General features: G+C 67.9%; 13 protein-coding genes. 10 read left to right on the top strand and 3 right to left on the bottom strand.

The features are described from left to right. Positions 1–19: 19 nt before the first annotated feature. The gene (locus QZM35_RS30355; RefSeq protein WP_089424129.1) at positions 20–1333 is read right to left on the bottom strand and encodes a GTP-binding protein; all 1314 of its coding nucleotides are present in this window, start codon (positions 1331–1333) and stop codon (positions 20–22) included. A 159-nt stretch (positions 1334–1492) separates the two neighbouring features. After that, positions 1493–1942: a lytic transglycosylase domain-containing protein gene (locus QZM35_RS30350; RefSeq protein ID WP_069246751.1), complete on the bottom strand. Its 450-nt coding sequence runs from the start codon at positions 1940–1942 to the stop codon at positions 1493–1495. A gap of 366 nt (positions 1943–2308) precedes the next feature. Here QZM35_RS30350 and gspD point away from each other — a divergent pair, with 366 nt between their 5' ends. From gspD to gspF, 3 genes are read left to right on the top strand one after another with little or no spacing between them, the layout of a single operon-like run. Beyond that, positions 2309–4639, top strand: coding sequence for a type II secretion system secretin GspD (gene gspD, locus QZM35_RS30345; RefSeq protein ID WP_301777391.1), 2331 nt, complete (start codon positions 2309–2311; stop codon positions 4637–4639). Further along, positions 4636–6135, top strand: a complete 1500-nt coding sequence (gene gspE, locus QZM35_RS30340) for a type II secretion system ATPase GspE (protein WP_039351516.1) — start codon at positions 4636–4638, stop codon at positions 6133–6135. The genes gspD and gspE overlap by 4 nt, the downstream gene beginning before the upstream one ends. Before the next feature lie 4 nt (positions 6136–6139). Further along, positions 6140–7357, top strand: coding sequence for a type II secretion system inner membrane protein GspF (gene gspF / locus QZM35_RS30335; protein ID WP_069246748.1), 1218 nt, complete (start codon positions 6140–6142; stop codon positions 7355–7357). Between the two features lie 35 nt (positions 7358–7392). Here gspF and QZM35_RS30330 read toward each other — a convergent pair whose 3' ends face one another. Beyond that, positions 7393–7803 carry a type II secretion system protein N gene (locus tag QZM35_RS30330; protein WP_039351532.1) on the bottom strand — a complete coding sequence of 137 codons (411 nt, stop codon included), beginning with the start codon at positions 7801–7803 and terminating at the stop codon, positions 7393–7395. Between the two features lie 175 nt (positions 7804–7978). Here QZM35_RS30330 and gspG point away from each other — a divergent pair, with 175 nt between their 5' ends. The 7 genes from gspG to gspM are packed head-to-tail and all read left to right on the top strand — an operon-like array spanning position 7979 to position 13134. Beyond that, on the top strand, positions 7979–8431 hold the full coding sequence (gene gspG / locus QZM35_RS30325) for a type II secretion system major pseudopilin GspG (RefSeq protein WP_011350483.1): 453 nt from the start codon (positions 7979–7981) through the stop codon (positions 8429–8431). A gap of 38 nt (positions 8432–8469) precedes the next feature. After that, positions 8470–9039 (top strand): GspH/FimT family pseudopilin, encoded by a 570-nt coding sequence (locus tag QZM35_RS30320; protein WP_089424127.1) that lies wholly within the window; start codon positions 8470–8472, stop codon positions 9037–9039. A gap of 2 nt (positions 9040–9041) precedes the next feature. Further along, entirely contained in the window at positions 9042–9443 is a 402-nt protein-coding gene (gspI, locus tag QZM35_RS30315) for a type II secretion system minor pseudopilin GspI (RefSeq protein WP_046550081.1), read from the top strand. After that, a complete protein-coding gene (locus QZM35_RS30310) occupies positions 9421–10110 on the top strand; it encodes a type II secretion system protein J (RefSeq protein ID WP_301777390.1) in 690 nt (229 codons plus the stop codon). Before gspI ends, QZM35_RS30310 begins: the two co-directional genes overlap by 23 nt. Positions 10111–10112: 2 nt before the next feature. Continuing rightward, entirely contained in the window at positions 10113–11243 is a 1131-nt protein-coding gene (gspK, locus tag QZM35_RS30305; protein ID WP_174974705.1) for a type II secretion system minor pseudopilin GspK, read from the top strand. A 26-nt stretch (positions 11244–11269) separates the two neighbouring features. Beyond that, positions 11270–12631 carry a type II secretion system protein GspL gene (gspL, locus tag QZM35_RS30300; RefSeq protein WP_089424126.1) on the top strand — a complete coding sequence of 454 codons (1362 nt, stop codon included), beginning with the start codon at positions 11270–11272 and terminating at the stop codon, positions 12629–12631. Then, on the top strand, positions 12628–13134 hold the full coding sequence (gene gspM, locus QZM35_RS30295) for a type II secretion system protein M (RefSeq protein WP_301777389.1): 507 nt from the start codon (positions 12628–12630) through the stop codon (positions 13132–13134). The genes gspL and gspM overlap by 4 nt, the downstream gene beginning before the upstream one ends. The last annotated feature ends 2 nt before the right edge of the window (positions 13135–13136 follow it).

Raw genomic sequence — 13136 nt, 5'->3', positions numbered from 1 at the left:
CGGTTGTTTTTACAACGCGTTACGCGTGCACGATCTGCGTGTCGCCGTGATCGTCGTCGTCGTGCGAATCGACATCCCACGCCGGGAACGGATCGTCGAACGCGTGCCATCCGGCCGCGCCGAGCGCGAATTCCGCATCGGTCAGCAGGCACGCATCGAGCTTCTCGCGCCATGCATCCGCATCGAGCGCGATACCGATCAGCACGAGTTCCTGCCGGCGATCGCCCACTGTGCGATCGTCGATGTCGCCGTGCCATTCAGCGCGGATTTCACCGAGCAGCTCGTCGTCGTCCGGCCATTCGGCGCGATCCTGCGCCGCCCACCAAAGTCCCGCCGGGCCATGTCGGCATACGCCGCCCGCCTGCGACAGCGAACCCGCGATGTCGTTGCGCGTCGCGAGCCAGAAGAAGCCCTTGCTGCGCAGCACGCCCGGCCACTCCTGATGCAGCAGCGCCCAGAGTCGCGCCGGATGAAACGGCCGGCGCGCGCGATAGACAAAATTGCCGATCCCGAATTCGTCGGCTTCGCCGTGCACGTGCGCATGATGTTCGTCATGGCAGTCGGGGTCGTCGCAATGCGTGTGATCGTGATCGAGCGACGCGAGCCAGCCAGGTGCGTTCGCGGCCTCGTCGAAATCGAAGCGGCCCGTGTTCAGCACTTCGTCGAGCGGCACGTTGCCGAACGTCGACACGACCTGGTGCGCGCGCGGATTGAGTCGCGCGAGGATGTGCTGCAGGCGGGCAAGGTCGTCCGCGGCGACGAGGTCGGCCTTGTTGATCACCAGCACGTCGCAGAATTCGATCTGCTCGATCAGCAGCTCGACGAGCGTGCGGTCGTCCTCTTCCGATGCGGCGATGCCGCGCGTCGCGAGTGCATCGTCCGAGCCGTAGTCGCGCAGGAAGTTGTACGCGTCGACCACGGTGACGAGCGTGTCGAGCCGCGCGATGGTCGACAGCGACGTGCCGTCATCGTCGACGAACGTGAAGGTTTCGGCGATCGGCATCGGCTCCGCGATGCCGGTCGATTCGATCATGATCGCGTCGAAGCGGCCTTCCGATGCGAGCGTGCGGATCTCGACGAGCAGGTCGTCGCGCAGCGTGCAGCAGATGCAGCCGTTCGACATCTCGACGAGGCGTTCCTCGACGTGCGACAGTGCCTGCGCGTCGCGCACGAGCGACGCATCGATGTTGACCGCCGCGAGATCGTTGACGATCACGGCGACTTTCAGGCCCGCGCGGTTCGCGAGGACGTGATTGAGCAGCGTGGTCTTGCCGGCGCCGAGGAAGCCGGACAGCACGGTGACGGGCAACGGCTGGTTCATTGCCGGATTCATAGCGATATGCACCAACGGAAAAATTGAAAAAGCGGCCGCGACGCCCTTCCGGGGCGCGATCGTCCCGCGGACGGGCGAAATTGCGGCGTGAGATCCGCATTGTGCATCAAACGCGCGCCGGCCGGCCGGTACGGCATCAGGCCGCGCTGCGGCGCGGCGTCACTGCACGGGCGGCAGCAGCTTCCACTGCGTCAGGATGCCGGCGATCTGCCGTGCATACTTGTCGCGCAGCGACGGGGTTTCCGAATGATAGGCGCCGACCGCCTGCCACGTGTTGCCGTAACGGTTCATCTTCTGCTTGAGATGCCACGCAGCGATATAGACGTTCTTGCACGGCTCCATCAGCGTGTCGCGGCCGATTCCATAGCGCGACAGCGTGGGCAGGTGGATCGAATTGATCTGCATCAGGCCGTAGTCGACCGAGCCGTTCGTGTTCTTGTTCAGCGCGCCGGGCCGGTTGCGCGATTCCTGCCACGCGATCGCGCGCAGGATCAGCGGATTGACCTGCTGATATTTAGCGGCCTCGTCAAAACAGTCCGCGCGAGCGTTCGCGCTGGCGAAATACCCGCCGGCGGCGATCAACACGATCGAAACGAACCGTCTGTTCATGGTGCGAAATCGACAAGAAAATGCGTGAGGGTCGGGAAAACCCGTGCCTGTTATTCGTGCGACGAGAATCGTGCCGCCCGTATCATACCGACAGTCCGTCAGCTTGCGACAGTCAGGAATACGGCCGCCCGGTTATACCGCATTTCCGTGTCGGTTCATCGTGAAACGGGAGCGATGGCCGCATGCCGAGAATAATGCAGAATCTTACAGATTGCATACGATTCGCCGGATACATGTCGTATGTGAGACAGTCCTCGGATCAATGTGATATTTCGGACATGAAAAACTGCTAATGTCGCCTCTTTCGGACTTGGATCCCAGCACTACCGCCGGAAGTGGCCTGAGCCGGCATCGACCCATTCATCCATGACAAGAAATCGCTTCGTTATGCGGCGTGTCGCCACGACCCTGATCGTCGCCGGCATCATCGTCTCGCAGGCCGCCTACGCTCAGGTCACGCTCAATTTCGTGAATGCGGATATCGACCAGGTCGCCAAGGCGATCGGCGCCGCAACCGGCAAGACCATCATCGTCGACCCTCGTGTGAAGGGGCAGCTCAACCTCGTGGCCGAACGGCCGGTGCCGGAAGACCAGGCGCTGAAGACGCTGCAGTCGGCGTTGCGCATGCAGGGCTTCGCACTCGTGCAGGACCACGGCGTGCTGAAGGTCGTGCCCGAGGCCGACGCGAAGCTGCAAGGCGTGCCGACCTACGTCGGCAATGCGCCGCAGGCGCGCGGCGACCAGGTGATCACGCAGGTGTTCGAGCTGCACAACGAATCGGCGAACAACCTGCTGCCCGTGCTGCGGCCGCTGATCTCGCCGAACAACACGGTTACCGCCTATCCGGCGAACAACACGATCGTCGTGACCGACTACGCGGACAACGTGCGGCGCATCGCGCAGATCATCGCCGGCGTGGACAGCGCCGCGGGCGCGCAGGTGCAGGTCGTTCCGCTGCGCAACGCGAATGCGATCGACCTCGCCGCGCAGCTGCAGAAAATGCTCGACCCGGGCGCGATCGGCAACAGCGACGCGACGCTGAAGGTGTCGGTCACGGCCGACCCGCGGACCAACTCGCTGATGCTGCGCGCGTCGAGCGCGTCGCGCCTCGCGGCCGCCAAGCGGCTCGTGCAGCAGCTCGACGCGCCGAGCGGCGTGCCGGGCAACATGCACGTCGTGCCGCTGCGCAACGCCGATGCGGTGAAGCTCGCGAAGACGCTGCGCGGGATGCTCGGCAAGGGCGGCGGCAGCGACAGCGGCTCGTCGGCGTCGTCCAACGATGCGAACAGCTTCAACCAGAGCGGCGGCTCGTCGTCGAGCGGCAACTTCTCGACCGGCACGTCCGGCACCCCGCCGCTGCCGTCGGGCGGCCTCGGCGGCTCGTCGTCCTCGTCCGGGTATGGCGGCGGCTCGTCCGGCGGTGGCCTCGGCACCGGCGGCCTGCTCGGCGGCGACAAGGACAAGAGCGGCGACGACAACCAGCCGGGCGGGATGATCCAGGCCGACTCGGCCACCAACTCGCTGATCATCACCGCGTCCGATCCGGTGTACCGGAACCTGCGCTCGGTGATCGACCAGCTCGACGCACGGCGCGCGCAGGTCTATATCGAAGCGCTGATCGTCGAGCTGAACTCGAATACGTCCGGCAACCTCGGCATCCAGTGGCAGGTCGCGAGCGGCCAGTTTCTCGGCGGCACGAACCTGAGCCCCCAGCTGGGTATGGGCAATAGCATCGTCAATCTGACGACGGGCTCGGCGGGCACCACCGGGGCCGGCCTGGCGGCCAACCTGGCTACGCTGACCCCAGGCCTCAACATCGGCTGGCTGCACAACATGTTCGGCGTGCAGGGGCTCGGCGCGCTGCTGCAATACTTCGCGGGCGTGAACGACGCGAACGTGCTGTCGACGCCGAACCTGATCACGCTCGACAACGAGGAAGCGAAGATCGTCGTCGGCCAGAACGTGCCGATCCCGACCGGCTCGTATTCGAACCTGACGAGCGGCAATACGAACAATGCGTTCAATACCTACGACCGTCGCGACGTCGGCCTGACGCTGCACGTGAAGCCGCAGATTACCGACGGCGGGATCCTGAAGCTGCAGCTCTATACCGAGGATTCGGCGGTCGTCAGCGGCACGACGAACGCGCAGACCGGCCCGACCTTCACGAAGCGCTCGATCCAGTCGACGATCCTGGCCGACAACGGCGAGATCATCGTGCTCGGCGGCCTGATGCAGGACAACTACCAGGTATCGAACAGCAAGGTGCCGCTGCTCGGCGACATTCCGTGGATCGGTCAGCTGTTCCGTTCGGAATCGAAGCTACGCGCGAAAACCAACCTGATGGTGTTCCTGCGCCCGGTGATCATCTCCGATCGCAGTACCGCGCAGGAAGTCACGTCCAACCGCTACGACTACATCCAGGGCGTGACGGGCGCGTACAAGTCGGACAACAACGTGATCCGCGACAAGGACGATCCGGTCGTCCCGCCGATGCCGATCGGCCCGAGCCAGGGCGGCACGGCCGCGGGCAACCTGTTCGATCTCGACAAGATGCGTCGCCAGCAGCTGCAGCGCCAGGTGGCGCCGGTGCCGGCCCAGCCGTTGCCGGAAGCGACGCCTGCGCAGCCGCAGAGCGTGCCGCAGCAGGCCGTGCCGCAACAGCCGCTGACGGCCACGCCGGGAGCGTCGCAGTGAGCGACGTGCACGCCTCTTCCACCCACGACGGCGCGCCGGGCGAACGGCAGCCGCCGTCGCCGCTCGCCGCGCGACTGTTGCCGTACGGCTTCGCGAAGAGCGGCCAGGTGCTGATCGCGCATCAGCTCGACGACACGCTCGAGGTGTGGATCAGCGAACGCACGAGTGACGCCGCGCTCGCGGAAATCGCGCGCAACTTCGGCTCGATCTCCGTGCATCGCGTGCCGGCCGACGAGCTCGCGCAGGCGATCAACCATGCATACGCACGCCAGGACGGCAGCGCCGCGCAGGTGGTCGGCGAAGTCGAGGGCGAAGTCGACCTGTCTCGGCTGATGCAGGACATCCCCGAAGTCGAGGATCTGCTCGAATCGGAAGACGATGCGCCGATCATCCGGATGATCAACGCGCTGCTCACGCAAGCGGCACGCGAACAGGCGTCGGACATCCACATCGAGCCGTTCGAGAACGCGTCGGTCGTGCGCTTTCGCGTCGACGGCACGCTGCGCGACGTCGTGCGGCCGAAGAAGGCGCTGCACGGCGCGCTGATCTCGCGGATCAAGATCATGGCGCAGCTCGACATCGCCGAGAAGCGCCTGCCGCAGGACGGCCGCATCACGCTGCGCGTCGGCGGGCGGCCGGTCGACGTGCGGGTGTCGACGCTGCCGACCGGGCACGGCGAGCGCGCGGTGCTGCGTCTGCTGGAAAAGGATGCGCAGCGCCTGAACCTCGAGGCGCTCGGAATGGGCCGCGACACGCTCGTGCAGTTCGACAAGCTGATCGCACGCCCGCACGGCATCGTGCTCGTCACGGGCCCGACGGGTTCGGGCAAGACGACCACGCTGTATGCGTCGATGTCGCGGCTCGAAACCGCGACGACGAACATCATGACCGTCGAGGACCCGATCGAATACGACCTCGGCGGCATCGGCCAGACGCAGGTGAACGAGCGGATCGGGATGACCTTTGCCCGTGCGCTGCGCTCGATCCTGCGCCAGGATCCGGACGTGATCATGATCGGCGAGATCCGCGACCTCGAAACCGCGCAGATCGCGGTGCAGGCATCGCTGACGGGCCACCTCGTGCTCGCGACGCTGCACACGAACGATGCGGCCTCGGCCGTCACGCGGCTGACCGACATGGGCGTCGAGCCCTACCTGCTCGCGTCGTCGCTGCTCGGCGTGCTCGCGCAGCGGCTGGTGCGGCAGCTCTGCCCCGTCTGCAAGGAAGAACGCCAGGAAGAAGGCCGCACCGTGTGGCATCCGGTCGGCTGCGACAAGTGCGGGCATTCGGGGTATTCGGGCCGGCGCGGCGTATACGAACTGCTGCTGGTCGACGAGTCGATCCGCTCGCTGATCCACCGCAATGCCGCCGATGCGGAGATTCTCGCCGCCGGCCGGGCGGAAGGGATGCGCACGCTGCGCGACGACGCCGAGCGCTGGCTCGCGTCCGGTGCGACGTCGCTCGAGGAAGTGCTGCGCGTGACGGGAGGCGCATAGCGCGATGCCGGCATTCCGTTTCGAAGCAATCGATTCGGCGGGACGCGCGCAGAAAGGCGTCATCGATGCCGACAGCGCACGTGCCGCGCGCGGGCAACTGCGTACGCAGGGGCTCACGCCGCTCGTCGTCGAGCCGGCCGCCAGCGCGACGCGCGGGGCGCGCTCGCAGCGGCTCGCGTTCGGCCGCAAGCTGTCGCAGCGCGAACAGGCGATCCTCACGCGCCAGCTCGCGAGCCTCCTGATCGCCGGGCTGCCGCTCGACGAGGCGCTCGGCGTGCTGACCGAGCAGGCCGAGCGCGACTACATCCGCGAACTGATGGCCGCGATCCGCGCCGAGGTGCTCGGCGGCCATTCGCTCGCGAATGCGCTGGGCCAGCATCCGCGCGACTTTCCGGAAATCTACCGCGCGCTCGTCGCGGCCGGCGAGCACACCGGCAAGCTCGGCATCGTGCTGTCGCGCCTGGCCGACTACATCGAGCAGAGCAACGCGCTGAAGCAGAAGATCCTGCTCGCGTTCACGTATCCGGGGATCGTCACGCTGATCGCATTCGGCATCGTCACGTTCCTGCTGAGCTACGTCGTGCCGCAGGTCGTCAACGTGTTCGCGAGCACGAAGCAGCAGCTGCCCGTGCTGACGATCGTGATGATGGCGCTGTCGGATTTCGTGCGGCACTGGTGGTGGGCGATCCTGATCGCCGTCGTGCTCGTCGTGTGGTTCGTGAAGGCGACGCTGTCGCGCGACGGGCCGCGCCTCGCGTTCGACCGCTGGGTGCTCACCGCACCGCTCGCGGGCAAGCTCGTGCGCGGCTACAACACGGTGCGCTTCGCGAGCACGCTCGGCATCCTCACCGCGGCGGGCGTGCCGATCCTGCGCGCGTTGCAGGCGGCCGGCGAGACGCTGTCGAACCGCGCGATGCGCGCGAACATCGACGACGCGATCGTGCGCGTGCGCGAAGGCTCCGCGCTGTCGCGCGCGCTGAATAACGTGAAGACGTTTCCGCCGGTGCTCGTGCACCTGATCCGTTCCGGTGAAGCGACGGGTGACGTGACGACGATGCTGGATCGCGCGGCCGAAGGCGAAGCGCGCGAGCTCGAGCGTCGCACGATGTTCCTGACGAGCCTGCTCGAGCCGCTGCTGATCCTGGCGATGGGCGGCATCGTGCTCGTGATCGTGCTGGCCGTGATGCTGCCGATCATCGAGCTGAACAACATGGTGCAGTGACGGCCTGACCGCGGGGCGGGCCGTCGCCTTCGGCTTCAGCGAACGTAGATCGCCGGGGACGGCGTGTTGGCGGGCAGCTGGACTTCGGTGCGGGCGCCGTTGCGCTCGACGATGATCGAGCGGGGGCGGACTTCGGCGAGCTTCGCGCCGGACGTGACGTCCGCGCCGAGCGACACGGCACGCGGCGGTTCGCCACCGACACCGATGATCGCGGCGCCGCCGTGGTCGAGCGCGAGGATGCCGAACAGGTGGATGTCCTGCACGGCATTCTTGTCGAGCTGACCGCCGAAGAGCGCCGCGGCGTCCTCGGTGCGGATCGGCAGCCGCGCGGCGGCGGCGGGCAGCGGCGCTTCGCGGGCGGACAGCGTGACGACCCAGTAGGTGGCCGTCGCGCACAAACCCGCGAAGAGGGCTAGGGAGAGGATCCGGATCGAGAGCGCGTTCATGCGCGCTATTGTACGGATGTATATGAAATTTGCGTTGGGTGAAAGCCCTCGGCAATGCGCGCCTTACAATGCGTGCTCCGCGCCCGCGGGTTCGGAAGGTTGCCGTCAGGCAATCGTCCGGCGCGCCGGGTGCGTCACCCGACCAACGACATTTTTTGGAAAGAGGTAGTCAGTCATGCAAACGTGGATCACTCGCCGCAACGCGGCCGTGCGTCGCCAGCGCGGTTTCACGCTGATCGAGATCATGGTGGTGGTCGCGATCCTCGGGATCCTGGCGGCGCTCATCGTGCCGAAGATCATGAGCCGCCCGGACGAGGCACGCCGCATCGCCGCGAAGCAGGACATCGGCACGATCATGCAGGCGCTCAAGCTGTACCGTCTCGACAACGGCCGCTACCCGACCCAGGATCAGGGCCTGAACGCCCTGATCCAGAAGCCGTCCACCGATCCGATCCCGAACAACTGGAAGGACGGCGGCTATCTCGAGCGCCTGCCGAACGATCCGTGGGGTAACGGCTACAAGTACCTGAACCCGGGCGTGCACGGCGAGATCGACGTGTTCAGCTACGGCGCCGACGGCAAGGAAGGCGGCGAAGGCAACGACACCGACATCGGTTCGTGGCAATAAGCGCTCACTGACCGGCCCGACGCTTCGTCCCCTTCTTCATGCTCGCCACTCGCACGACCTTCCGCTGCGGCCGCGATTGCCGTGTGCGTCGCGGCGCGGCTTCGTCCGCACCGGTGCGTGCCGACGGCGGGCAGGCGTTGCATGAGGCGCGGCGTCATCGCGCGCGCGGCTTCACGCTGCTCGAAATGCTGGTCGTGCTCGTGATCGCGGGGCTGCTCGTGTCGCTCGCGTCGCTGTCGCTCACGCGCAATCCGCGCACCGACCTGCGCGAGGAGGCGCAGCGCATCGCGCTGCTGTTCGAGACGGCCGGCGACGAAGCGCAGGTGCGTGCCCGGCCGATCGCGTGGCAGCCGACCGCGCACGGCTTCCGTTTCGACGTGAGCTCGCCCGACGGCTGGCGCACGCTGCGCGATGACCTGCTGCGCCCGCGCGACTGGGACGGTGGCGTCACGGGCGCCGACATCGATTATCCGGGGTCCGACACGCATGCGAACCGCGTCGTGTTCGGCACCGAGAGCATCGACACGCCGGTGCGCGTGACGCTGCATTCGGCGGTCGGCAGCGCGACGATCGTCGGCACCGGCAACGGCCGCTACGAGGTGCAATGACGATGCGTCGTCGCCTGCCCTCTTCCGTTTCTTCATCGCGCGGTTTCACCATGATCGAGGTGCTGGTCGCACTCGCGATCATCGCGGTCGCGCTCGCCGCATCGATCCGCGCGGTCGGCACGATGGCGACCAACGCGTCCGATCTTCATCGCCGCCTGCTCGCCGGCTGGAGCGCCGACAACGCGCTCGCGCAGATGCGGCTCACGCACGCGTGGCCGGAGATCGGCGAACAGAGTTTCGACTGCTCGCAAGGCAACGTGCAGCTCGTCTGCACGCAGCGCGTGAGCACCACGCCCAACCCGGTGTTCCGGCGCGTGCGGATTTCGGTGAGCATGCCCGGGCACACCGGCGTGCTCGCGCAAATGGTGACGGTGGTCGCGAATGAAACCAGCCGTCCGCTCTGACGCGCCGATGCGACGCCTGCTCGCCCGCCCCGCCCGCGGCTTCACGCTGATCGAGCTGATGATCGCGATCGCGATCCTCGCGGTGGTCGCGATCCTCGCGTGGCGCGGGCTCGACCAGATCATGCGCGGTCGCGACAAGGTCGCGGCCGCGATGGAAGACGAGCGCGTGTTCGCGCAGATGTTCGACCAGATGCGCATCGACGCGCGGCTCGCCGCGACCGACGACGAAGCCGGCCAGCCGGCGATCGGCGTGGCCGGCAATACGCTGCAGATCGTCCGCGAACTCGAGGTGCCGGGCGTGGCGCCGCGGCTGCAGGTGGTGCGCTACCGGATCGCCGGCGGGCGCGTCGTGCGCTATGCATCGCCCCCGATCGACGACGCGAACCGGCTGCGCAACATGCTGAAGGACAGCAGCGTCGAAGGCTGGAGCTGGGTCGCGCTGATGGGTGGCGTCGGCGCGATCGACGCGAAGCTGTACGTGCCGCGCGTGGGCTGGACCACCAACCTGCAGACGGCCAACGACGCGCTCGCGCAGAACAACGATGCGCTCAAGGTGCCGCAAATCGGCAACGCGCCGCCTGCGCGCGCGGTGACAGGGCTGCAGGTCAGCATCGGCGCGACGTCGCTGCGCGTGCCGGTCACGCGCATCTTCCTCGTCGGGGAATGACGATGCGCGCGCGCCCTCCCCGCTCATTGCTTGCCACCCGTGCCGCCGGTCACGCACGGGCACGCGGCCGCCAGCGCGGCGCGGCGATCATCACCGCGCTGCTGGTCGTCGCGCTGTCGGCGATCCTCGTCTCGGGGATGCTGTGGCGCCAGCAGGTGCAGATCCGCCGGATCGAGAACCAGCGCGTGATCGCGCAGGCGCAGTGGGTCGCGCGCGGCGCGCTCGACTGGACCCGGATGATCCTGCGTTCCGAAGGCGATACGGCGCCCGGCATCACGTATCTCGGCGGCATCTGGGGCGTGCCGATCGCGAAGACGAAACTGTCGGACTTCCTCGGCCGGATCGGTGCGCCCAACGACGCCGGCGGCGAAGACACCTATCTCTCCGGCTCGATCGAGGACGCGCAGGCGAAGTTCAACCTGCGCAACCTCGTGGCGTCGCCGGCGCCCGGCGTGCTGCAGTTGAACGTCACGCAGGTCCAGGCGTTCCAGCGCCTGCTGACGACGCTCGGCTACGACGGCGCGTTCGCGAAGCGCATCGCGCTGCAGGTGCGCGCGAGCCTGCTGAATTCGGCGACGCGTTTCCAGATGCCGACGCTGCCGGGTGGCGGTACGGCGCCGCCGGTCACCGCGCCGGTGACGACCGATCAGCAAGGCGGCGGCGGCTTCACCGACGATCCCGGCATGACGGGCGGCGATCGCGGGCCCGCGCCGCTGATGATGACGGGCGTCGACAGCCTGCTCGACGTCGACGGCGTGACGCCCGAGATGGTCGCGCGGTTGCGCCCGTTCGTCACCGTGCTGCCGACTACCACGCCCGTGAACATGAACACCGCGCCGGCCGAGGTGATCGCGGCGCTGATGCCGGGGATGAGCGTATCGTCCGCGCAGGCGCTCGTGTCGCGCCGCGAGACCGTGTTTTTCCGCAACGTCGGCGACGTGCAGCTCGCGCTGCGCGGCGCCGGTGCGCCGAACGTGACGCTCGACTCGAGCGTCATCGACGTCAATTCGAGCTATTTCATCGTGCATGGCCGGATCCAGCATGACCGGGCGGAGGTTGATCGCACCTCGCTCGTGTATCGTGATCCGACCACGCACTCGACACGGGTCGTGCGCATTCGCGACCAGCTATAACGACGCCAATCGGGAGAGGAGCTCTTGTGAGCACGTTGATTGTTTCTTTGCCGCCGCGCGAGCCTGCCGTGCCGTTGCAGGAATGGCAGTGGCCCGAGCTGCCGTTCACGCTCGTCGACAAGGCCGGCCACGTGCAGCGCGCCGGACGCGCCGCGCTTGCGTTGCTGCCGCGCGCGAATGCGACCGTGCTGATCGTCGCCGCGCGCGACGTGCTGCTGCTGGCCGCGACCGTGCCGCCGCTGAAGGGACCGAAGCTGCGCCAGGCGCTGCCCAACATCGTCGAGGATCAGCTGATCCAGGATCCGCTCGGCTGCCATATCGCGCTCGATCCGGACGCGCTGCCCGACGGGCGCCGCGTGCTGGCCGTCGTCGATCGCGCGTGGTTCCGCACGATCTGCGACGCGTTCACGGCGGCCGGCCACCGGCACCTGAGCGCGGTGCCCGCGACCCGCTGCCTGCCGGCGCCGCACGTCACCGCCGCGCCGGCCGACAGCGAAGTCGATGCCGCCGCGGTTGCTGCCGACGCCGTCGAGGCGCCGCCCGCCCGTCCGGCGACGGTGGCCGCGGTGCTCGGCCTCGCGGCAGCGGTCGAACCGGTGCTCGTCGAGGCCGGCGCGCTGCCGGCTGCGGCCGGTGCGCCGCGCCTCGAACTCGCGGTCGCGCGCGGTGCGCTCGGCGAAGGCTTCGCGGCGCCCGCGTCGCGTGCTGCCGGCACACTGGCTGCGCTGGCAGGCGGCGGCGACGTCGAACTGTACGAACTCGGCGAACCGGGCGCGGAGCCGCGCCTGGCATCGGTCGGACGCACCGACGGCGGCCCGCTGCTGCCGGGCGCCGCGCCGCTGTCGTTCGACGCGTTCGCGCGGCGCGCGCTGACCGAGAAGTTCGACCTGTGCCAGTTCGAATTCGAATCGCAGCCGTGGCGCTTCGACCGCGCGACGGTGAAGCGCCTGCGCGTGCCGCTCGCGCTCGTCGCGGCGACGCTCGGCGTGGCGGTGATCGGGATGAACCTGCACTGGTGGAAGCTGTCGCGCGAGCGCGATGCGCTGTCCGCGCAGATCACCGAGACGCTGCTGTCCGCATTCCCGAAAACGACGACGGTGCTCGATCCGCCCGCGCAGATGCAGCGCCAGCTCGACCAGTTGCGTCTCGCGGCCGGCGAACTGTCGCCGAACGATTTCCTCGCGCTGGCGAGCGGGCTGTCGCGCTCGATGGGCGCACTGCCGCTGAACGGCATCGCGTCGCTCGACTATCACGACCGGCGGCTCGACGTCGGCTTCAAGCCCGAGGTCAAGGTCGATCCCGATTTCACGCAGCGCCTCGCGCGTAACGGACTGTCCGGCGAAGTCGACAGCAACACGGGCAAATGGACGATCCGGAGCCGCTCATGAAGACGGAACAACTGAACCAGACGCTGGCCCAGTTCTGGGGCGAGCGCTCCCAGCGCGAAAAGATGCTGCTCGGCTGGGGCGGCGCCGTGCTGGCGGTCGCGATCGCGTATTCGGTGCTGTGGGCGCCCGCGCAGGAAGGCCGCGCGCGGATCCAGCGCGAGCTGCCGACGATGCGCCGCGAGCTGGCGCAGATGACCGCGCAGGCGAACGAGGCGAAGTCGCTGACGGCCGCCGCACAGGGCGTGGCGCCGACCGGCCTCGCGCTGAAGGACGCGCTGACCGCGTCGCTGTCCGATCACGGGCTGCAGGGCGCGCAGGTGCAGATCGTCGGCAACGGCGTGCAGATCCAGATGAAGAACGTGTCGTTCCCGGCGTGGACGCAGTGGCTCGACGATGCGCGCCGGCAGTTCAAGGTGCAGGTCGGCGAGGCGCATGCCACCGCGCTGAAGGACGATGGCCAGGTCGACCTGACGGCCGTGATGCAACCGTCTACGCAGAAATGACG

The sequence above is a fragment of the Burkholderia sp. AU45274 genome, assembly GCF_030482505.1.
Classification (GTDB): Bacteria; Pseudomonadota; Gammaproteobacteria; order Burkholderiales; family Burkholderiaceae; genus Burkholderia.
Note: the sequence above shows the minus strand (reverse complement) of the source record. Positions and strands in the feature narration are given on the sequence as shown.

Coding starts and splice junctions, on each gene's coding strand:
- gspF (WP_069246748.1), top strand. CDS start 6,140: ATGCCGGCATTCCGTTTCGAAGCAATCGATTCGGCGGGACGCGCGCAG.
- gspK (WP_174974705.1), top strand. CDS start 10,113: ATGCGCGCGCGCCCTCCCCGCTCATTGCTTGCCACCCGTGCCGCCGGT.
- gspI (WP_046550081.1), top strand. CDS start 9,042: ATGCGTCGTCGCCTGCCCTCTTCCGTTTCTTCATCGCGCGGTTTCACC.
- QZM35_RS30350 (WP_069246751.1), bottom strand. CDS start 1,942: ATGAACAGACGGTTCGTTTCGATCGTGTTGATCGCCGCCGGCGGGTAT.
- QZM35_RS30320 (WP_089424127.1), top strand. CDS start 8,470: ATGCTCGCCACTCGCACGACCTTCCGCTGCGGCCGCGATTGCCGTGTG.
- QZM35_RS30310 (WP_301777390.1), top strand. CDS start 9,421: ATGAAACCAGCCGTCCGCTCTGACGCGCCGATGCGACGCCTGCTCGCC.
- gspD (WP_301777391.1), top strand. CDS start 2,309: ATGACAAGAAATCGCTTCGTTATGCGGCGTGTCGCCACGACCCTGATC.
- QZM35_RS30330 (WP_039351532.1), bottom strand. CDS start 7,803: ATGAACGCGCTCTCGATCCGGATCCTCTCCCTAGCCCTCTTCGCGGGT.
- gspM (WP_301777389.1), top strand. CDS start 12,628: ATGAAGACGGAACAACTGAACCAGACGCTGGCCCAGTTCTGGGGCGAG.
- gspG (WP_011350483.1), top strand. CDS start 7,979: ATGCAAACGTGGATCACTCGCCGCAACGCGGCCGTGCGTCGCCAGCGC.
- QZM35_RS30355 (WP_089424129.1), bottom strand. CDS start 1,333: ATGAATCCGGCAATGAACCAGCCGTTGCCCGTCACCGTGCTGTCCGGC.